This is a genomic window from Micromonospora sp. CNZ309 (assembly GCF_002846525.1).
Window position 1 is genome coordinate 3,707,392 of sequence record NZ_PJNG01000001.1, and the last position, 19,363, is coordinate 3,726,754.

Sequence of the window (19,363 nt, forward strand, 5' to 3'; positions counted from 1 at the left end):
TCACCCGCGTCCACAGCCTGCGGCTGCGGCTGCGGCTGCGGCTGCGGCTGGAAGATCGATTCTTGTCGACCCTTGTCCGCGCCCGACCCGCCGACTACCGTTCAATCGATGATCGACTATCTGGTCATCGGCGGGGGCATCGCGGGCGCCAGCGCCGGACACCACCTCGCCGCGTACGGGACCGTGGTGCTGCTGGAGATGGAACAGGTCCCCGGCCAGCACTCCACCGGCCGCTCGGCCGCCGTGTTCTCCGAGTACTACGGCGGGTCGGCGGTGCGCGCGCTGACCCGGGCCAGCCGGGGCTTCCTCACCGCGCCGCCGCCGGGATTCGCCGAGCACCCGCTGCTCACCCCGCGCGGCGTGCTCAGCCTCTGCCCACCCGGCAGCGAGGACGCCTTCGAGGAGGCGCTGCGCGACGGGGCCGAGGTGGACCCGCCGGCCCGCGAGATCGACGTCGCCGACCTGCCCCGGCACTGCCCCGTCGTGCGGCCCGAGTGGTGCCGGCGGGCGATGGTGAAGCCGGCCGTACGGGACCTGGACGTCGCCGCGCTGCACCAGGGGTACCTGCGGGGCGTCCGGGCGGCCGGCGGCCGGGTCGTGTGCGGCGCGCGGGTGCGCCGGCTGCGGCGGAGCGGCGGCGGATGGCAGGTCACCACGGACGCCGGCGAGTTCACCGCCCGGGTCGTCGTCAACGCCGCGGGCGCCTGGGCCGACGAGGTCGCGACGGCGGCCGGCGTACGACCGGTGGGGTTGACGCCCCTGCGGCGCACCGCCTTCCTGGTGGACGCGCCGGCCGGCGTCCCGGCGGTGGACTGGCCGATGGTCAACGACGTCGACGGCAGCTTCTACTTCAAGCCGGAGTCGGGACGCCTGCTGGTCTCCCCGTGCGACACCACCCCGGCGCCGCCCGGCGACGCCCGTCCCGAGGACCTCGACGTGGCGATCGGCGCAGACCGGGTGCAGGCGGCGACCACACTGGAGATCCGCCGCGTCCACCAGCCCTGGGCCGGGCTGCGGACCGCCGCCCCGGACGACGTGCCCGTGATCGGCCCGGCGACCGACGCGCCGGGCTTCCTCTGGATGGCCGGGCTCGGCGGCTACGGCGTCCAGACCTCCCCGGCGGCGGGCGCCCTGCTCGCCGCGCTGGCGGTCGACGCCCCGCCCCTGGTCGACCCCGCCCCCTTCTCCCCCTCCCGCTTCCCCTGACACCACCCGCCCCCCCCGACCCCCGACCCCCGGCCACCGGCCACCGGCCACCGGCCACCCGCGTCGATCATGAGGTTGGCGGCAGCCGAGGAGATCGACTTCGCCGCCAACCTCATGATCAGCGGGGCGTGGAGGTGGGTGGGAGGTCAGCCGGAGTGTTGGTTCGCGGGGAGCGGCGGGGCAGCATCGTCCACGCCGAGAGGGCCGCCGACACCAGCGCCGCCAGCAGCATCACCTGGAAGACCGCCGGGTAGCCGGCCACGCTGGCGACCAGGCCGGCCAGCGGCGCCCCGGCCACCAGGCCGATGTCCCAGAACGAGGTGAACGCGCCGAGCGCCGCCCCCTGGTGGGCCGGGTCCGTGCGGTTGATGACCAACAGGGCCAGCGCCGGGAAGAGCAGCGAGAGCCCGGCGCCGATCACCAGCCCGCCGAGGACCGCGACCAGCAGGTTCGGCGCGACCGCGACGAGGAGCAGCCCCACCGCCTCCACCAGGGCCGACCCGACGGCCACCCGGCCGGCACCGAGCTTGTCGGGCAGCCCGCCCACGAAGAGCCGGACCCCCACGTAGGTGAAGCCGAACGCGTTGAACGCCGCGATGCCGTTCTCGACTCCCCGCTCGGCCATGTGCAGGGCCACGAACGCGGCCAGCGCGGCGTAGCCGAACCCGGCCAGGGAGAGCGCGACGCCAGGGACCACCGTACTGCGCGGCAGGAGGCCGGCCCGGCCCGCCGGGCTCGCCTGCTGCGGCCCCGGTCGGGCGGCGACGAGCGCGGCCCCGGCGGCCGCCGTCAGGATCGCGAACAGCCACACCGCCGGATAACCGGAGGTACGCAGCAGCACCGCGCCGAGCAGGGCGCCCAGCGTGATGCCCAGCCACATGTGGATGCCGTACAGGCCGACGACGCGGCCCCGCCGGTCGGCCGGCGCCAGCGCCACCAGCCAGGCCGCGCCGGCGGTGTAGACGGCCGCCTCACCGATCCCGTGCAGGACCCGGACGCCGACCAGCACGCCGACGTTGCCGGCCACCAGGTAGGCCGCCCCGGCGGCGGCACACACCAGCGCCCCGCCCAGCATCACCGTCCGGTACCCGTGCCGGTCGCCGATCCGGCCGGCGATGGGCCGGGCGATCACCGCGGAGACCGCGATCGCGGCGATCACCACCCCCACCTCGACCCGGTTGCCGTCCAGCTCGTCGAGCACGTAGAACGGCAGCACGGCCAGGGACGCGCCGACGCCGAGCAGGCCCAGGAAGATCGCGGCGAAGAGCGGCGCGATGGGCCGGTAGAACAACAGTTTTCCGCCGGTCATGGCTATGCGACGACGCTCCTAGGCCGGTACTACGTGGAAGAAGTGGGTCGGCAGGTGCACGGCCAGCCCCTCGTGGATCTCGGCACAGACGGCCGGTCCATCGATGGACAGGGTACCGGGCGGCGGGGTGCCGACGCGGATCGCGGACCGCCCCGCGTCCAGCAGGCGGGCCGCCATCGCGAAGTCCCCCACCACCGCCTCGCCCGGCGCCACCATCCGCGTACGGCTGATCTGGACGCCGTTGCGGGTCAGGTCCGTCAGGAGGGAGCCCTTCCCGAGCAGGTGGGTGTAGTAGTCCCTCGGGTTGACGATCATCGCGTGCGGGGTGGCCCCGGTCTGCTCGATCTCGTCGCAGGCGGCGAGCAGGCCGCTGAGCCAGTCGTGCCGGTACGGCAGCCGCCCGATCTCCGGGTGCCGCAGCAGGCCGCCCTCGCCGATGGTCAGCGCCTGGTTCTCCGCCGTGGCGAGGCGGACCAGCAGCCGGTAGTCGATGAAGGAGGCCACCGCCTCCGGGTCGTCGGCGAGTTCCTCGGGGATGCGCACCCAGGCGCGGATCGGGTGCACCCCGGCGGAGGCGGTGCCGAACCGGAAGGCGGCCTCCCGGCGCAGGCCCGACTCGTGCACGGCGGCGGCCTCGCCCGCGTCGGGCCGGCCCTCGGACCAGAACCGGACCGGCTCCATGCCGACCGACCGCTTGCGGAACAGGTTGCGCACGGTCACCCGGGGGCGTTCCTTGGTCGGCTGGAAGGCGTCCGTGATGGTGTAGTCGAAGCGCACCTCGGCGCCGGCGGGATCGTCGGCGTACGCGCGGGCGAACAGCTCACCGGGCGACAGCGTCGGCGACGCGGTCACGGGTGGCGCGGCGGTGATGGTCATGAGTCCTCCCCGATGCAGATGGCGTGCCGGATCAGCCGCTGGTAGAAGGGCTGGTGGTGGTCGTGGTACGACCGCAGGGTGTCGTTGTTGGCGACGGTCACCTCGAAGGACTTCTCGACCGGCGAGAACCCCGAGGTGCGTTCGACGTCGAGGTGCCACTTGCGCGTACGCCGCCACTCGGCCCGCTCCCCCGGCGCCCAGTTCAGCGCCTCGGGCAGGAACGGCAGCCCCACGGCCCCGCACCAGGCCGACACCGTCTCGGCGGGGTGCCGCAGCAGGTCCTCGGCCCGGATCACCACCGGCGGCCGGTGCGCGGTCCGGCTGACCAGGTCGAACAGCTCCCACTGGTGCTCGAAGCCGATCTCCGGGCAGGTCACCGTCGGCTTGATCGCGTAGTGCGAGCTGATCGTGCGGGCCGGTTCCCGGACGATGAAGGTGTGCGTGACGTCCGCGATCGCCCCGGGATCGGCGAACAGGTGCTCGTAGCGGTATTCGAGCGTGTCCTTGACGAAGACCGTCCGGTCCCGGCCCAGCTTCCGCAGGTGCGTGACGACCTCGGCCGCGTCGGTCACGGTGACGGTACCGCCGTCCACGCCGGGCAGCTCCACGTGCCCCTCGTCGACGAGGGTGACCAGGGGCTCGTGGACGACGGTGACGTCGCCGCGGGCGATCATCATGCGCAGGAACGCGGTGGAGAGCGCCCGGGGGTGCGCCCACATGGCGATCACCGGCATGCCGGCCTCCCGTACCGCGTCGGCCGGCGCTGCGACGCGGCCCGGTGGTGCGCCGCGCTCACTGCGACCACGACGTGGGCTTGCGGTCCCACCGGTGGCCGCGCAGCGTGTCCAGCATCCCGGCGTCCAGCGGTACGCCGTCGCTGACGGCCAGGTTGGCGCGCACGTGCTCGACGCGGCGCATGCCGGGGATCACCGTGCTGACCGCCGGGTGGTGCAGGATGAACCGCAGCGCCAGCTCCGGCATGGTCATCCCCGCCGGCACGTCGGCGGCCAGCCGCTCGGCGCGCTCCACGCTCGGCAGCAGGTTCTCCGGCCCGAAGTACGTGCTGCGCCAGTCCTCCTCCGGCCAGGTGCTGTCGGCGGTCAGCGTGCCGGTCAGCGTCCCCTCGTCGAACGGGACGCGGGCGATGATCGCGATGTCGTCGCGCTGCGCGCGCGGGAACAGCTCGTCCTCCGGCGCCTGGTCGAAGATGTTGTAGATGACCTGCACGACGTCGATCAGGCCGGTGTCGAGGGCGGCGTGGCAGTTCGTCGGCTCCCACCGGTTGACGCTGATCCCGACGCCGTCGACCACGCCCTCCCGCTTGAGGTCCGCGACGGCCTCCTGCCAGCGGCCGTCGGCGGCCCAGCGGTCCTCCCAGACGTGGAACTGGAGCAGGTCGATCCGGTCCACGCCGAGGTTCTCGAGGCTGCGGTGGGTGAACTCGCGGATGTGCTCGGCCGGGAAGACGTCGTCCAGGGTGTCCTGGGGGCCGGGCGGCCACTCGCGGTTCTTCGGCGGGATCTTGGTGGCCAGGTACAGCCGGCGGTCCGGGTGCCGGCGCACCAGGCCGCCGAGGAGCTGCTCACTGACGCCCCGCCCGTAGACCCAGGCGGTGTCGAAGAAGTTGCAGCCCCGTTCCACCGCCTCGTCCAGGCAGGCCGGTGCGGTGTCGTAGTCCCAGCCGGTGAAGCCGCCGGGTCCACCGCCGATGCCCCACATCCCGTACCCGACCTCGCTGACCTGCCAGCCGAGCCGACCCATCCTGCGGTATCGCATTCCACTCCCTCATCCGTGCCGGTCATCGCGTCGCGCGCGGCCGTTCACCCTGGTCCCGCCGGCAGCAGCAGCCGGTCGGCCGCCCGCCCCTCGTGCTCGCCCAGCCAGGCGCGGTAGGCGCCGACGGACGGGCCGAGCCGGTGGTCGGTGAAGCCCCGGCGCCGTTCCAGCTCGGCGCAGCCGTCGCGCCGGAAGAGCCGGGGGTTGTCGGTGAGCAGCGTCGCGAAGACCGCGCGCAGCCGCTCCTCGTCGGTGCCCGCGCCGGGCGGGAAGAGCGCCAGCAGTACGGCGGCGTCACGGTCGCCCTCGCCCGCCGCCTCGCGCAGCCCCGCAAGGAACCGCCCGCAGCTCACCCGGGGCAGGGCGTCCGCGCCGCCCAGCGGCAGGTCGGTGAAGTCGACGCTCACCGGGTGCAGGACGTGCAGCGTGCCGCCCCACTGGCGCGGGTCGACGACCGTGGCGACGATCCGCCGGGCGGCCCAGTCCACCGGCGTCCAGTCGGAGCGCACGGGCGCGTCGGGCCGCATCCGCAGCCGGTGGCAGGCCGCCAGCAGCAGGTGGGTCAGGGCCCGGGGGTTGGGGTGGCCGTCGTCGGCCGCGGGCATCACCTCGCCGAGGCGCAGCACCGTGATGGTCGCGCCCCGCCGCCGGGCGTCGTCGAGGTACCGCTCCGCCACCCACTTCGACCGGCTGTAGCCGCTCGTCGGCGCGACGGCGAGGGCCGGGTCGTACGTCTCGGGCAGCGGCTGCGGATGGCGGGCGGCCTCGCTGTCGAGGACGCCGAGGGTGGAGACGTGGTGCAGCGGCTTCGGCCGGCCCGTCAGGCACAGCCGCAGCAGCTCGGCGGTGCCGAGGACGTTCGCGGCGCGGTGGGCCCGGTAGTCGAACAGGAAGTTGACCAGCGCCCCGGCGTGCAGCACGAGGTCGCAGTCGTGGGCCAGCCGGTCCCACGCCTGCGGGGTCAGGCCGAGGGCCGGGCGGCCGAGGTCGGCCGCGTACCCGTGCAGGCGCAGGTCGTAGCCGGGCCGCCACAGGCCCCGCTCGGCCAGCGCGCGCACGACGCGGGCGGTGGCCTCGGCGTCGTCGGCCGCGCGGGCCAGGCACAGCACCCGGACGTCGGTGGTGGCGAGCAGCTCGTGCACCAGGCGCGCGCCGACGAATCCGGTGGCTCCGGTGACCAGGACCGTACGCGGCGCCCGGCGCCGGCCGACGGGGCGTACGGGCAGGTCGGCCGGGATCTTCGCGTCCCGCTCCACCAGCTCGTCCTCGGTCTCGGTGGGGTCGGCCGCGCGCAGCCGTACGGCGAGCGCCCGGGCGAGCCGGGCGGCGCTGCGGTGGGTGAACAGGTCCTGCACGCCGACGCGCAGGCTCTGGTCCGCGCCGAGGGCGGTGACCACGTCGAGGGCCTGGAGCGAGTCGCCCCCGGCGTCGAGGAAGTCGGTGTCGGGGTCGAGGTCGGGTCGGCCGAGGACCGTCCGGAACACCCCGAGCACCCGCTCGGGCAGCGTCCGCGCCTCGGCGGGCGCTGCCGACGGACGGATCCGGTCGGCGAGCGTACGGTCCAGCCATGCCTCCAGCGCCTGCCGGTCGACCTTGCCGTTGCCGGTCAGCGGTAGCGCGTCGCGCACGACGACGTGCCGGGGCACGTGGGTGCGGGGCAGCAGCCGCCGCAGGTGCGCCCGCGCCTGCGGCTCGGTCACCTCGGGGTCGGCGGCGAGGAAGAGGGCCAGCGACTTCCCCCGGTGCTCGCGGGCGAGCAGGACCTTCGCCTGCCGTACGCCGGCCAGCCGGGTGGCGGCGGTCTCGATCTCGCCCGCCTCGATCCGGACGCCGTTGACCTTGAGCTGGTGGTCGCGCCGGCCGGCGAAGTGCAGCCGCCCGTCGGGGGCGATCCGGCCGAGGTCGCCGGTGCGGTAGAGCCGGGCACCCGGGATGTCGGGCAGCGGGTTGGGCACGAACACCTCGGCGGTGCGGGCCGCGTCGCCGAGGTACCCCTCGCCCAGGCACACGCCGCCGATGACGATCTCGCCCGTCTCGCCCGGCGGCAGGGGCCGCAGCTCGTCGTCCACGACGGCGGCGTAGCAGTTGTCGATGGGTCGACCGATGGGGATGACGTCGCCGTCGCTGCGGCCGACGGTGTGGAAGATCATTCCGATCGACGCCTCGGTCGGGCCGTAGCCGTTGGTGACCGCCACGCCCGGCACCAGTTCGACCAGCCGGTGCACCGCCCAGGGGTCGATCTCCTCGCCGCCGACGATCACGTTTCGCAGCGAGGCGACCGCGCGTCGGGCCGCCGGGTCCCGGTCCAGGACCGACACCAGCGCGCCGAGCACGCTCGGCACGAAGTCGGTCATCGTGACGGTCTCGTCGGCGATGGTCCGGACGGTCCGCTCGACGTCGAGGAACCCGCCCTCGACCGGCACCACCGTCCGGCCGCCGGTGGTCAGCGGCCAGAACATCTGCCAGACCGACGAGTCGAAGGTGTGCCGGCTGTTCTGGAGCACCACCTCGTCGCCGGTCGCCGCGAAGTGGCGGGTCATGAACCGCAGCCGGTTGGCGATGCCGTCGTGCCGGTTCAGCGCGCACTTCGGGGTGCCGGTGGTGCCGGAGGTGAAGATGCCGTAGATCAGGTCGGCCGGGCCGATCGGCACGCCGGGCCGGCGGCGGGTCGGGGTGATCTCGTCGAGGTCGACGGGCAGGCAGGGGACGTCTCCGGTGTCGGGACGCGGGCCGGTGCCGCGTACCACCGCGAGCCGGGGCCGGACCACCCGCAACGAGGCGTGCAGCCGGTCCGCCGGCCAGCCGGGATCGACGGGTACGAAGGCCGCGCCGAGCTTCATCAACGCCAGGTCGACGACGGGCAGTTCGAGCCCGTCGGCGAGCAGGACGGGCACCACGTCGCCCCGCCGGACGCCCCGCCCGGCCAGTGCGGCGGCGACGCCGTTGGCCAGGTCGTCGAGTTCGCGGTACGTCAGCGAGCGGCCCCGGAACGACACCGCCCGGCGGTGCGGGTGCCGGTCGACGCGCTCTTCGACCATGCCGGGCACGGCCAGGAAGGGCCGGTCGCCGTACGGCGTCCCGGCGGCCGCCACAGGGGTGGCGGTGCACCGGCAGGTGGGCCCGTCGGAGACGGGAACCGCCGCCGCGGATCCGGTGTCGCCCGCCCTCATCACGCCTCCTGTCCCCGTGCCCGCCAGGCCTGTCGTCACGCCGCGGACGGGACGAATCCGACCCGACGCACAGCAAGGGTAGTTATCGGCACCGGTCGATGCCCTGGCTGCTGGTCAAGGACATTAGAGGGCCGATCGAAGGGAGGGAATATGCAACTTTCTGCTACATCGATTCCTGTCACTTGGAAGTGGCGACCGCGCCCCCGGGCGGCTCCCCGTGCGCCGCCCGTCCGGCGGACACGCCTTCCACCAGGGAATCCTTCGCCCGCACGCCGGCGTACGCGGAGATTCCACGCTGGACCACCGGCCGCGCGTGGAGGCGGGCCGACGGGCGGACGGACCGCCCCCGCCACGCGGACGAGCAGGCACGATGACGCGCGGTAGCCGGCGATGTGCGGGCCGCTGGACCGACCCCGCCCCAGACGCGGGCGCGGTGACGGCGGCGGTCAGGCCGGGGCCGTACGCCGCCGCCTCGTCCTGGTCACCGCCGTCATCGCGATCAGCTCACCCTGCGCTCGTGACCCTGCCAGAACCGCTCCCGCAGCTCGCGGCGCAGGATCTTCCCACTGGGGTTACGCGGCACCCGGTCGATGAACTCGTAGTGCAGCGGCTGCTTGAAACCGGCCAACTGCCCCCGCAGATGCAACGCCAGGTCACGCTCGTTGAGCTGCTCGCCCTCCACCGGCACCACGAACGCGTACACCGCCTCACCCCAGCGCTCGTCGGGCACCCCCACCACCGCCGACTCGGCGACCAGCGGATGCCGGCCGATCACGTTCTCGACCTCCGCCGGATAGACGTTCTCCCCCGCCACGATGATCATGTCCTTGATCCGGTCACGGATGAACAGGTAGCCGTCCTCATCCAGCACGCCCGCGTCCCCGGTCACGACCCACCCGTCGACCAGCGTCCTCGCCGTGGCCTCCGGCATGTTCCAGTACTCCACCATCACGCCCGGCGAACGCAGCCAGACCTCGCCGACCTCACCCGCCGGCAACGGGTTGCCCTTGTCGTCGGCGACCCTGACCTCGAAGCCCGGGTACGGCAGCCCCGCCGACTGCATCTTGCCGCTGTCGGGCGTGTGGTCGGCCGGGGGCAGGCAGACGGCGGAGTTGCCGGTCTCGGTCAGGCCGTAGATCTGGGCGAACTCGCAGCCGAAGCCCTCGATGCAGCGGGCCAGCAGCGCCGCCGAGATGGGCGCGCTGCCGTAGACGATCTTCCGCAGGGAGGCGAAGTCCGCCTTGGTGACGCCCGGCTCCGCGAGCAGCAGTCGCAGCATCGAGGGCACCGCGAGGATGGTGGTGACGCGCAGCGTCCTGATCAGCTCCACCGCGCCGGCCGTGGTGAACTCGCGCATCACCACGTTCGTGGCCCCCGAGGCGAAACCCATCGCCGCCCACGACAGGCCGCCGATGTGGAAGCCGCCGTTGCAGAGGAGGCTGACGTCGCCCTCACGCAGGTCGAGCCAGTCCAGGTCCGCCGAGGCGAGCCCGTCGCGTACACAGAAGAAGCTGCGGTGCGCGAGGACGACGCCCTTCGGCAGGCCCGTCGTTCCGCTGGTGTACATCTGCACCAGCGGCGTGTCGGAGGTGACCCTGGTCAGGACGTTCGCGTCCGGCTGGGCCGACACCCAGGCCGCGAAGCCGGCCCGGGCCACACCGCCGGAGTCCAGCGCGACCACCTGCTTGAGCATCGGCAGCTCCGGCGCCAACTTCTCGGCCACCGCAGCCGAATCCGAGTCGACGAACAGCAGAGCGGCACCCGAGTCACGCAGGATGTGCTCGACCTCGCCGGCAGCCAACCGCCAGTTGATCGGCACCAGCACCACACCGGCCTTCGCAGCCCCGAAGAACAGGTCGTAGAAGTGCTCGGACTCCCTGCCCAACCAGGCGATCCGGTCACCAGGGCGCAACCCCGCCGCCTGCAGACCACGCGCCACCTGATTACTGACACGATGCAGCGTCGCGTAGTCGACACGCCGACCCTCGCAGATCATGGCGACGGCGTCCGGCTGCTGGGCGGCGTGCCTGCGCGCCACGTCGACGAGCGTGCGCAACTGAACAGTCACCGGGTCCTCCTCAGTGGGCGTACGGATGGAGGCGACTCACGCCGCGTCAGCCGCGAGACGCATGCCGGGCGGGTTGACCAGAGCCATCCGCACCTCGCCCTCGGCGATACCGCCGTCGCCGCTCCCCATAGTGCGCGAGCGCGAACTGAACGTAATCAGCGCGCGTCCACCTCCCGGTAACAGTGCAAGAACTGGCCCCGCGGGGCCCGGGCGACCAGGCGGTCCAGCAGCACACCCGGCGACCGGGCGGGCGCACCGGCAAGGGCCAGCCGGAGCACGCGTGCGGGGGCCCGGCCGGACGAGCCGGCCGGGCCCCCGGGGGAGTCGCGGTTCAGCCGCCGAGGCTCGCCGCCGCCGAGGCGATCGCCGGGGCGAAGGTGCTCACCTGGGTGTAGACGCCGGGGTAGTACGGCCGGGCGCAGCCGTAGCCCCAGCTCACGATGCCGACCTGGATCCAGGCGTTGCTCGCGTCCCGCCGGAACATCGGGCCACCCGAGTCACCCTGGCAGGTGTCGACGCCGCCGCTGGTGTAGCCGGCACAGATCTCCTCGCTCGCGATGATCTGGCCGCCGTAGTAGGAGTTGCAGGTCGCGTCGCTGACGAACGGCACGGTGGCCTTGCGCAGGTAGCGCTGCTGCGCGCCGCCCTCGCGGGTGGCGCCCCAGCCGGCGACCGTGAAGGTGCCGTTGTCGTACGCGGTGCTGGTGGCGATCTTCAGCGTCGGGAGCGTGGTGACCGGCGTGGCCAGCCGGATGAGGGCCCAGTCCTTGCCGTTGCCGTTGTAGCCGGGCGCCCGGTAGACGTAGTTCGAGCGCACCTGGATCCGGCTCGACGACTGGAGGTCCACCACGCCGAGGGTGGCGGTGATGCTGGTGTTCGTACCGGTCCCGCCGACACAGTGCGCGGCGGTCAGCACCAGGCGCGGGCTGTAGAGCGAACCGCCGCAGCCCATGGAGAGCCGCACCATGAACGGGAACTCCCCCTGCGCGGCCAGCGTCCCGCCGACGACGTACGGGGTCACCTCGGGCCCGGGCTTGGCGGAGGCCGGAACGGCCAGGACGAACGAGCCGGCGGTGACCGCCACCAACGCGGCGGCCAACCGGCCGACGAGTGTGCGCCAACGGACCATGGGAGCCTCCCGAACCCTCGCGGCGCGCCGAGGCGGTGCGCCGAAAACCGATGGCGGGAGCCTATGGATAGATATCGATCGATGGCAATGGCTCGACACATCCCGCGTCGGTCATACCGTGGCCCGACGGGATCCGACCGCCCGACCGGACGCCGCCCGTTTTGCACCGGGACCGCCCGGGTAGGGCCTTGGCATGGACACGAACACGAAGGCACACCTCGTTGGCGGCCCCCGCGACGGCAGCACCATCGACGCGGGCGGCGACGCCCTCCTCGAGGTGGAGATCGACGGCATGATGCACCGCTACGTCCGGACCACCAGGCAGCACGGCGAGGACGGCACGGTCTACAACTACGACGGAATGGTGGCCCCCGACGGCGGGGAGCCCGGCGTCGAGGACCCGGAGGCCCGGGTGGCCTCCCCGAAGGCGGACGCGGAGGGCCACGGCGGGAAGCACTGAGCTGCGGATCAGCCCCGGCCGGGCACGGATGAACCGCGCCGGGCCGGGTAAGCAGCCCGCGACCTGGTGGAACGACCGGAGGTCGCGAGACCCCGCGACCGGACGCGCGGGCGGGCGGCGCAGGCCGGCCCGCCCGGGCGTACGGTCAGTTGTTGCTGATCCAGTTCCAGGCCGACACGACCCACTCGGTCTGCTGGAGGTAGGCGATCCCGAGACCGGCGAGGAAGACCGCCGTCACCAGGTGCGCCCCGCGCGCACTGCGCCGCACCCGGCCCAACTGCCGCTCCAGCACCACCCGACCGAGCAGGCGGGCCAACGCGAACAGGCCGGCGGCCACCAGCAGGCTCAGCAGGAAGATCAGGAACGGGCCGGCGAGATCGCCGCCGCCCGAGATGGCCCAGATCCCCCAGCAGACGAAGGCGAAGAGCGCGCCGGCGGCACTCCACTCGCCGCCGCGCTTCAACTGCTCGACGTGCCAGCTCAGCGGCCGGCGCGGGGCCGGCGCGTCCGGCCAGCCCGTGCCCGTCGGCTCGTGCTCGACGACGGGGAACGGCTCCGTGCGCGACGTACGGGACTGCCCGACCGAGGCCACCCCCCGCTGGAACGCGTCGCGCTGCGGCGGCACCCCGACACCGGGCTGCGGCGGCACCTCGACGGTCCGCTCGGCCCACGGCTGCGTCTGGTCGACCATCTCGTCCCTCCCCTGGACCGACGGCGACCACCGGCCGCCGTCCGTTCCGAGGGTAGCCAGCCGGCAAACCGGGCGCCGAGGCCGCACCGGGGCACGGCACCCGAACCGGCGGCCCGAGCACGGGCCGGCCGGGCCTGGCGCCGGACTCAGGGCCGTGGCGCCGTGACCGGGGTCACCGCCCACCCGCCTCGGCACGCTTCCACCGTGCCACCCGGCTCGTCACCCTTCCCCGCCGCGCCACCCGGCTCGGCACGCGCCCCGTCGCGCCTTCCGGAGGAGGGCCAGCGCTCGACCGACGGCGGCGCGCGCCCCGGCGCGGACCGGGCCGGGGCGGTACGGTCGGCTGATGGGGGAAACGGAGCGCCGCCGGCGCCGGCTGCGGCACCCGACCGGTGACACGGGCGGGGCCGGCGGCCCGAACGCGACGACCGCCGGGGTGCACGACGGCCCCGAGCCCCCGCGTGCCCGCCGCAGCGGGCCGGGCGACGAGGGCGACCGCGGCCTGCGGGGTCTCGTCGGCCCCGGCTCCTCCCAGGTGAGCGTGACCGCCGCGATGCGGGCCCGCGACGCCGCCCGCCCCACGGACGAGGACCTGGCCGCGGCCGAGGAACGCGTGGTGATCATCCGCCGCAACTGGACGCCCCGCGAGGACCTCCCCCGCCGCTGACGGCGGACCGTGGCGGGAGCCACGACGGCGGACCGTGGCGGAACCGGTCCCTCGGGGCCACGAACCCTCCCGGATCCACCAGCCTGGCGGCGCCCGGAGTCACCCGGGCGCCGGGACGGCCGGTCGGGCGGTCAGGGCAGCGCGGGGAGCTGGCGGGTGCCCTCGTAGTCGGCCACCTGGGCGATCCGGCGAGCGTGCCGCTCGTTGCCCGAGAACCCGGTGGTCAGGAACGCCTCGACGATGGCGGTCGCCTCGTCCAGCGTGTGCTGACGGGCGCCGACCGCCACGACGTTCGCGTCGTTGTGCTCGCGGGCCAGCTGGGCGGTGTCGATGCTCCAGGCGAGGGCCGCCCGGACGCCGGCCACCTTGTTCGCGGCGATCTGCTCGCCGTTGCCCGAGCCGCCGATGACCACCCCGAGGCTGCCGCCGTCAGCCACCACCCGGTCGCCGGTGTGCAGGCAGAAGGCCGGGTAGTCGTCGTCCGGGTCGAAGGCGTGCGGGCCGACGTCGATAACGTCGTACCCCTCCTTGGTCAGGTGGTTGACCAGGTGCACCTTCAACTCGAAACCGGCGTGGTCGGATCCCAGGTAGACGCGCATACCGCGCAGTCTGTCAGGCCCGCCTCCGGGGCGGCGCGCGGGCGGCGCCCCGGAGGCGGATTCGTCACAGGGTCAGCGGGACAGCTCGGCGACCACCAGGCCGCCGCGCGCCTTCGGGGTGAACCAGGTGCTCTTGCGCGGCATCTTCTCCCGCGCCAGGTTGACCGCGACGAAGTCGTCCACCGTCACCGGTGCCACCAGCACCGCCAGCTCGGCCCGCCCCGCGTCGACCTCGCCGGTCAGCCAGCTCGCCGGGTAGTCGCCGCCGACGTAGGTGATCCGCTTGTCGCCCGGGTCGAGCCCGAGCGCGTCGCGCAGCAGCAGCCGCTCGACCAGCGCGTGGTCCAGGTTCTCCAGCCGGTTGTCGCCGACGTGCGGCAGGGTGACCGCGTACCCCTGGCCGGCGAGGCGGAGGTGCACGGTGCCGCCGGCCGCCGGGACCTCGACCGGGCCGTCGATCGGGTTGATCTCCGCGCCGGCGGCGCGCAGCCGGGCGAGCAGGTCGTCGGCGGTGGTGGTCAGCTCGCTGACCAGCCGGTTGTAGGGCTGGATCGCCACCGACGCCGGGGTCGTGATCACCGACAGGAAGCGCGGCAGCCCGCCGGTCTGGGCGGCGAGGCTGCGGTGGTTGCCGTCGGCCACGACCAGCTCGCCGCCGCCCGCAAGGGCGGTCAGCTCGTCCTGGCTCGGGCCCGGGCCGAGCAGCCAGATGGCGTGGGTGCGCCCCGCCTGGTCGGTGTCGGTCGCCGCCGGCGCGCCGGCCGCGTCGGTCGCCGCCGCCAGAGCGGCGTGCAGCTCGTCGCCGCGCCCGGTCTGGAGCAGGAGTACGGGCGACAGCAGGTGGCCCAGCGCCTCGGCGAGGGCCACCCGCTCCCGCACCTTGGCGATGAAGACGTCCTCGTTGCGGATGACCAGACCGGGCTCGTCGGCACGGGTGGAGATCTGGTCGGTGTCGACCATGGCGAAGAGCCCGTACGCGTTCTCCTCCCCCGGCGCGCTGATCCGGTAGAGGACCACGACCTGCTCGGCCGGGGTGTAGCTGCCGTCGGCCTTCGCCTCGGCGAGCCGGGTCACCGCGTCCGGCAGGGCGTCGAGGAAGGACTTGCCCAGGCTCTCCGGCGCCCGATGCGGCATCTCGATGCCGAGGGCACTGTGCGGGTTCGCCTCGATGATCGCGGTGATCTCCGCGTCGTCGGCGAACTCGTCGTAGTTCTGCGCGCCGGTGCCGCCAGTGGTGATCCAGGCCCGGGCGATCGGATGCACGACCGTCATGTGCGAAGACGCTACCGGCGGCGCGGGACCCGCCGACGCGGGACCCGCGCGTGGTCCACCAGATGAAAGAGCTACCGGGCGGGCGCCGGGTTCAGGCGGTGCGGTCGGACTGTCCCGCCGCCCGGCGGTGCCGACCGCCCGGCGTGGGAGCGCCCGCCGGTCGCCGGCCCGGCACACCCGGCCCGGCGGGAACGATCCTGCGGGACCCGGCCGACGCCGCCGGCACCGGCCGATGCTCGGCGGGTAGGACGGGCGCCACGGACCGGTCGGCGGGCAGGACGGGCCGGTGCTCCGCCGGCGCCACGGGCCGGTCGGCCGCCGCGACGGGCCGGCGCCCGGTCGGCGGGGTCAGCCGGGAGGTGGCCGGCACGCGGGCGACGCCGACCACGATCGGTGGGGCGAGCAGGTCCACCATGTGGGCGGGAAGGTCGGGACGGAGCGTCGGCCAGCGGGAGTCGTCGACCGACCAGTACGCCGTGTCCGGGCTCTCGGTCACCCCCTCCCGGGTCGACGGATCGTCACCGGGCACACGGTGCTTGGCCATCGGTTTTGCCTCCACGAGCTGCGGGGTGCGGCCCTGCGGGTCGCTGCGGCGGACACCGGGGCCAACGATCCCGCCGCCGTCCCGGTGACGCCCCGCACGCCCTTCCCGCCCCTGCTCACCCCCGTCCCATGGCCCGGGCGAGGGGTCCGGGCCGGGAATCCGGCGCCGGACCCCTCGGGTCGGCGGGAGAGCGGTCAGTCGAAGATCGGGTCGAGGTCCCGGGAGCGCTTGAGCTCGTAGAAGCCGGGGGTGGCGGCGACGAGCAGGACGCCGTCCCAGAGTCGGCCGGCGGCCTCGCCCTTGGGCGCCGGGGTGATCACCGGGCCGAAGAAGGCGACCGTGCCGCCGTCGGGACCGGGAGCGTGGATCACCGGGGTGCCGACGTCGGTGCCCACCGGGCGCATTCCGGCCTCGTGGCTGGCCCGCAGCGCCTCGTCGTGGTCGCTGCCCTCGGCGACGTCGGCCAGCGCCGGGTCGAGCCCGACGTCGGTCAGCGCGGCCACGAACAGCTCCCGCGTGAGCTTCTCCCGCCCGAGGTGGATCCGGGTGCCGAGCGCGGTGTAGAGCTTCCGGACGGCGTCCTGGCCGTACCGCTGCTCCACCGCGATGCAGACCCGCACCGGGCCCCAGCCGGTCCGCATCAGCTCCTGGTACTCCTCGGGCAGGTCCCGGCCCTCGTTGAGCACCGACAGGCTCATCACGCGGAACCGGACGTCCACGTTCCGGACCTTCTCCACCTCCAGCAGCCAACGGGAGGTGATCCACGCCCACGGGCAGAGGGGGTCGAAGAACATGTCTACGGCGGCACGCTCGCTCACGGCTGGTCCCTTCGAGACGGGGGTACGCCGGCCTCCCGGCGCCTCCTGCGATCTTCACCCCGGCAGGTATCGACCGACAGCGGAATGAGAGCGTGACCTCGCCCACCAAGGGGTGTTCGTGCATGGAAGACTCGAATCCGGCCGTCACGAGCGGCCGATCACGGCGCCAACGGGGCGTGCGGCGAGACGGGATGGAGACGAAAGTGCCGGGAGTGCGCAACCTGACGCAGGTCGAGGCCACGGAGCGGGCCCGCCTGCTCGACGTGACCGGATACGACATCAGTCTGGACCTCTCGTCCGCCGTACGGGCGGCCGAGGCTCGCACCTTCCGTTCGAGGACCGAGGTCCGGTTCCGGTGCACGGAGCCCGGCGCGAGCACCTTCATCGAGCTGGCCGCCGACTCCGTACGCTCCGCCACGCTCAACGGCGCCCCGGTGGACCTGGGCGACTGGTCGGCCGAGAAGGGCCTGACCCTGTCGGGACTGGACAGCGACAACATGCTCGTCGTCGAGGCGGACTTCGCGTACTCGAACAGCGGGCAGGGGCTGCACCGCAGCGTCGACCCCGTCGACGGTGAGACCTACCTCTACAGCCAGTTCGAGACGGCCGACGCCCAGCGGGTCTACGCCTGCTTCGACCAGCCCGACCTGAAGAGCGTCTACACCTGGCACGCCACCGTCCCGGAGCACTGGAAGGTGATCTCCAACATGCCGGTGGAGCGGGAGGAGGCGGCGGGCGAGGGGCTGAAGACGGTCCACTTCGCCACCTCGGTGCGGATGAGCACCTACATCACCGCCCTCTGCGCCGGGCCGTACCACGAGGTGCGCGACAGCCACGACGGCATCGACCTGGGCGCGTTCTGCCGGGCCTCGATGGCGCCGCACCTCGACTCGGACGACCTCTTCCTGGTCACCAAGCAGGGCTTCGACTTCTTCCACGAGCAGTTCGGCGTGCGCTACCCGCTGCCCAAGTACGACCAGCTGTGGGTGCCCGACTTCAACGCCGGCGCGATGGAGAACTTCGGCTGCGTCACGCACGCCGAGGCGCACTACCTCTTCCGCTCGCAGGTGACCGACTACGAGTACGAGCAGCGGGCCAACACGATCCTGCACGAGCTGGCGCACATGTGGTTCGGTGACCTGGTCACCATGCGCTGGTGGAACGACCTGTGGCTCAACGAGTCGTTCGCCGAGTGGGCCAGCCACTGGTGCAACACCCACGCCACCCGCTTCACCGAGGCCTGGACGACGTTCCTGTCCATCCGCAAGAACTGGGGCTACCGCCAGGACCAGCTCTCCTCCACCCACCCGGTCTACTGCGAGATGCCGGACCTGGAGGCGGTCGAGGTCAACTTCGACGGCATCACCTACGCCAAGGGCGCGAGCGTGCTCAAGCAACTCGTCGCGTACGTCGGCGAGGAGCCGTTCCTGGCCGGGCTGCGCGCCTACTTCGCCAAGCACGCCTGGGGCAACGCCACCTTCGACGACCTGCTCTCCGAGCTGGAGGCGGCCTCCGGCCGGGAGCTGCGCAAGTTCGCCGCCCAGTGGCTGGAGACGGCGCAGGTCAACACCCTGCGCCCGGAGCTGACGATCGGCGCGGACGGCACCTACGAGCAGGTGGTCGTGCTCCAGGAGGCGCCCGCCGGGCACCCGACGCTGCGGACCCACCGGATCGGGGTCGGCCTCTACGACCTGACCGACGGCCGGCTGGTCCGCCGCGAGCGCCACGAGGTCGACGTCACCGGCGACCGCACCGAGGTGCCCGCGCTGCGCGGCGTGCCCGCCGCCGACGTGCTGCTGCTCAACGACGACGACCTCACCTACACCAAGCTGCGCCTCGACGAGCGGTCGATGGCCACCGTCGTGCAGCACATCGCCGGCTTCGAGTCGTCGTTGGCCCGCGCGCTGTGCTGGACCGCCGCCTGGGACATGACCCGCGACGCCGAGCTGGCCGCCCGTGACTACGTGGCGCTGGTGCTGGCGGGGCTGCCGGCCGAGACCGACATCAACCTGGTCAACGCGGCCCTGCGCCAGGCCAACACGACGCTCACCTACTACGCCGACCCGGCCTGGGCGCCGACCGGCTGGGCGGAGCTGGCGCGCACCGCGCGTACGGCGCTGGCGGCGGCGGAGGCGGGCAGCGGCTTCCAGCTCACCTGGGCCCGCGCGTACGCCCAGGCGGCCCGCTCGGCCGAGGACCTCGCCACCCTGCGCGGCTGGCTGGCCGGCAACGACGTCCCGGCCGGCCTGGCCATCGACACCGAGCTGCGCTGGGCCGTGCTGGACGCCCTGGTCGCCAACGGCGCGGCCGGCACCGCCGAGATCGAGGCCGAGCTGGCCGGGGACCGGACGGCCAGCGGCGAGCGGGAGGCCGCGTACGCGCACGCGCTGGTGCCGACGGCGGAGAACAAGGCCGTGGTCTGGGCCGAGCTGACCGGCCCGGAGGCGCTGCCGAACTGGCGCAACCGGGCGCTGTTGCAGGGCTTCACCCACCCGGCCCAGACGGAGCTGACCGCGCCCTACCGGGAGAAGTACTTCGCCGTGGTGGACCAGGTCTGGGGCAGCCGGGACAGCGAGCCGGCGCAGGAGTTCGCGCAGCTGGCGTACCCGATGTTCCTGGTGGACGAGGAGACGGTGGCGGCCACCGACGCCTGGCTTGCCGGCGACGGCCACCCGGCGTCGCTGCGCCGCCTGGTGGCGGAGGGCCGCGACGGCGTCGTGCGCGCCCTGCGGGCCCGCGAGCGGGACGCCCGCGGCGCCTGACGTACGCCCGACACGG

Annotated in this window: 16 protein-coding genes; 4 read left to right on the forward strand and 12 right to left on the reverse strand. The window is 73.8% G+C overall.

What is annotated here, in order from left to right; genetic code table 11:
• Positions 1-108: 108 nt before the first annotated feature.
• The gene (locus CLT72_RS15175) at positions 109-1,206 is read left to right on the forward strand and encodes an NAD(P)/FAD-dependent oxidoreductase (protein WP_101412416.1); all 1,098 of its coding nucleotides are present in this window, start codon (positions 109-111) and stop codon (positions 1,204-1,206) included.
• Positions 1,207-1,324: 118 nt separating this feature from the next.
• Here CLT72_RS15175 and CLT72_RS15180 read toward each other — a convergent pair whose 3' ends face one another.
• The 7 genes from CLT72_RS15180 to CLT72_RS15210 form a co-directional block, all read right to left on the reverse strand.
• Complete coding sequence (locus CLT72_RS15180; protein WP_101412417.1) at positions 1,325-2,515, reverse strand: MFS transporter; 1,191 nt, start codon at positions 2,513-2,515, stop codon at positions 1,325-1,327.
• A gap of 18 nt (positions 2,516-2,533) precedes the next feature.
• Positions 2,534-3,391, reverse strand: a complete 858-nt coding sequence (locus tag CLT72_RS15185; protein WP_101412418.1) for a family 3 encapsulin nanocompartment shell protein — start codon at positions 3,389-3,391, stop codon at positions 2,534-2,536.
• Complete coding sequence (locus CLT72_RS15190) at positions 3,388-4,125, reverse strand: sulfotransferase-like domain-containing protein (protein ID WP_101412419.1); 738 nt, start codon at positions 4,123-4,125, stop codon at positions 3,388-3,390. Before CLT72_RS15190 ends, CLT72_RS15185 begins: the two co-directional genes overlap by 4 nt.
• A 58-nt stretch (positions 4,126-4,183) precedes the next feature.
• The gene (locus CLT72_RS15195; protein WP_101412420.1) at positions 4,184-5,167 is read right to left on the reverse strand and encodes an aldo/keto reductase; all 984 of its coding nucleotides are present in this window, start codon (positions 5,165-5,167) and stop codon (positions 4,184-4,186) included.
• Positions 5,168-5,211: 44 nt separating this feature from the next.
• Complete coding sequence (locus CLT72_RS15200; protein ID WP_101412421.1) at positions 5,212-8,337, reverse strand: amino acid adenylation domain-containing protein; 3,126 nt, start codon at positions 8,335-8,337, stop codon at positions 5,212-5,214.
• Positions 8,338-8,836: 499 nt separating this feature from the next.
• The gene (locus CLT72_RS15205; RefSeq protein WP_101412422.1) at positions 8,837-10,405 is read right to left on the reverse strand and encodes a fatty acid--CoA ligase; all 1,569 of its coding nucleotides are present in this window, start codon (positions 10,403-10,405) and stop codon (positions 8,837-8,839) included.
• A 331-nt stretch (positions 10,406-10,736) separates the two neighbouring features.
• Positions 10,737-11,534 carry a S1 family peptidase gene (locus tag CLT72_RS15210; protein ID WP_101412423.1) on the reverse strand — a complete coding sequence of 266 codons (798 nt, stop codon included), beginning with the start codon at positions 11,532-11,534 and terminating at the stop codon, positions 10,737-10,739.
• A 193-nt stretch (positions 11,535-11,727) separates the two neighbouring features.
• Here CLT72_RS15210 and CLT72_RS15215 point away from each other — a divergent pair, with 193 nt between their 5' ends.
• A complete protein-coding gene (locus tag CLT72_RS15215) occupies positions 11,728-11,994 on the forward strand; it encodes a hypothetical protein (RefSeq protein ID WP_101412424.1) in 267 nt (88 codons plus the stop codon).
• Positions 11,995-12,139: 145 nt separating this feature from the next.
• Here CLT72_RS15215 and CLT72_RS15220 read toward each other — a convergent pair whose 3' ends face one another.
• The gene (locus CLT72_RS15220; protein WP_101412425.1) at positions 12,140-12,685 is read right to left on the reverse strand and encodes a hypothetical protein; all 546 of its coding nucleotides are present in this window, start codon (positions 12,683-12,685) and stop codon (positions 12,140-12,142) included.
• A gap of 346 nt (positions 12,686-13,031) precedes the next feature.
• Between CLT72_RS15220 and CLT72_RS15225 the strand changes: the two genes are divergently transcribed.
• Positions 13,032-13,352 carry a hypothetical protein gene (locus CLT72_RS15225; protein ID WP_101412426.1) on the forward strand — a complete coding sequence of 107 codons (321 nt, stop codon included), beginning with the start codon at positions 13,032-13,034 and terminating at the stop codon, positions 13,350-13,352.
• Between the two features lie 131 nt (positions 13,353-13,483).
• Here the strand turns inward: CLT72_RS15225 and CLT72_RS15230 are convergent, their stop codons facing one another.
• From CLT72_RS15230 to CLT72_RS15245, 4 genes are all read right to left on the reverse strand, one after another.
• Positions 13,484-13,951 (reverse strand): ribose-5-phosphate isomerase, encoded by a 468-nt coding sequence (locus CLT72_RS15230; RefSeq protein WP_101412427.1) that lies wholly within the window; start codon positions 13,949-13,951, stop codon positions 13,484-13,486.
• A gap of 72 nt (positions 13,952-14,023) precedes the next feature.
• The gene (locus CLT72_RS15235) at positions 14,024-15,223 is read right to left on the reverse strand and encodes a DUF1015 family protein (RefSeq protein WP_101412428.1); all 1,200 of its coding nucleotides are present in this window, start codon (positions 15,221-15,223) and stop codon (positions 14,024-14,026) included.
• Between the two features lie 91 nt (positions 15,224-15,314).
• Entirely contained in the window at positions 15,315-15,767 is a 453-nt protein-coding gene (locus tag CLT72_RS15240) for a hypothetical protein (protein ID WP_101412429.1), read from the reverse strand.
• Positions 15,768-15,961: 194 nt separating this feature from the next.
• The gene (locus CLT72_RS15245) at positions 15,962-16,585 is read right to left on the reverse strand and encodes a mycothiol-dependent nitroreductase Rv2466c family protein (protein WP_101412430.1); all 624 of its coding nucleotides are present in this window, start codon (positions 16,583-16,585) and stop codon (positions 15,962-15,964) included.
• Between the two features lie 212 nt (positions 16,586-16,797).
• Here CLT72_RS15245 and pepN point away from each other — a divergent pair, with 212 nt between their 5' ends.
• Entirely contained in the window at positions 16,798-19,347 is a 2,550-nt protein-coding gene (gene pepN / locus CLT72_RS15250; protein ID WP_101412431.1) for an aminopeptidase N, read from the forward strand.
• The last annotated feature ends 16 nt before the right edge of the window (positions 19,348-19,363 follow it).

Coding starts and splice junctions, on each gene's coding strand:
- CLT72_RS15175 (WP_101412416.1), top strand. CDS start 109: ATGATCGACTATCTGGTCATCGGCGGGGGCATCGCGGGCGCCAGCGCC.
- CLT72_RS15180 (WP_101412417.1), bottom strand. CDS start 2,515: ATGACCGGCGGAAAACTGTTGTTCTACCGGCCCATCGCGCCGCTCTTC.
- CLT72_RS15185 (WP_101412418.1), bottom strand. CDS start 3,391: ATGACCATCACCGCCGCGCCACCCGTGACCGCGTCGCCGACGCTGTCG.
- CLT72_RS15190 (WP_101412419.1), bottom strand. CDS start 4,125: ATGCCGGTGATCGCCATGTGGGCGCACCCCCGGGCGCTCTCCACCGCG.
- CLT72_RS15195 (WP_101412420.1), bottom strand. CDS start 5,167: ATGCGATACCGCAGGATGGGTCGGCTCGGCTGGCAGGTCAGCGAGGTC.
- CLT72_RS15200 (WP_101412421.1), bottom strand. CDS start 8,337: ATGAGGGCGGGCGACACCGGATCCGCGGCGGCGGTTCCCGTCTCCGAC.
- CLT72_RS15210 (WP_101412423.1), bottom strand. CDS start 11,534: ATGGTCCGTTGGCGCACACTCGTCGGCCGGTTGGCCGCCGCGTTGGTG.
- CLT72_RS15215 (WP_101412424.1), top strand. CDS start 11,728: ATGGACACGAACACGAAGGCACACCTCGTTGGCGGCCCCCGCGACGGC.
- CLT72_RS15220 (WP_101412425.1), bottom strand. CDS start 12,685: ATGGTCGACCAGACGCAGCCGTGGGCCGAGCGGACCGTCGAGGTGCCG.
- CLT72_RS15225 (WP_101412426.1), top strand. CDS start 13,032: ATGGGGGAAACGGAGCGCCGCCGGCGCCGGCTGCGGCACCCGACCGGT.
- CLT72_RS15230 (WP_101412427.1), bottom strand. CDS start 13,951: ATGCGCGTCTACCTGGGATCCGACCACGCCGGTTTCGAGTTGAAGGTG.
- CLT72_RS15235 (WP_101412428.1), bottom strand. CDS start 15,223: ATGACGGTCGTGCATCCGATCGCCCGGGCCTGGATCACCACTGGCGGC.
- CLT72_RS15240 (WP_101412429.1), bottom strand. CDS start 15,767: ATGGCCAAGCACCGTGTGCCCGGTGACGATCCGTCGACCCGGGAGGGG.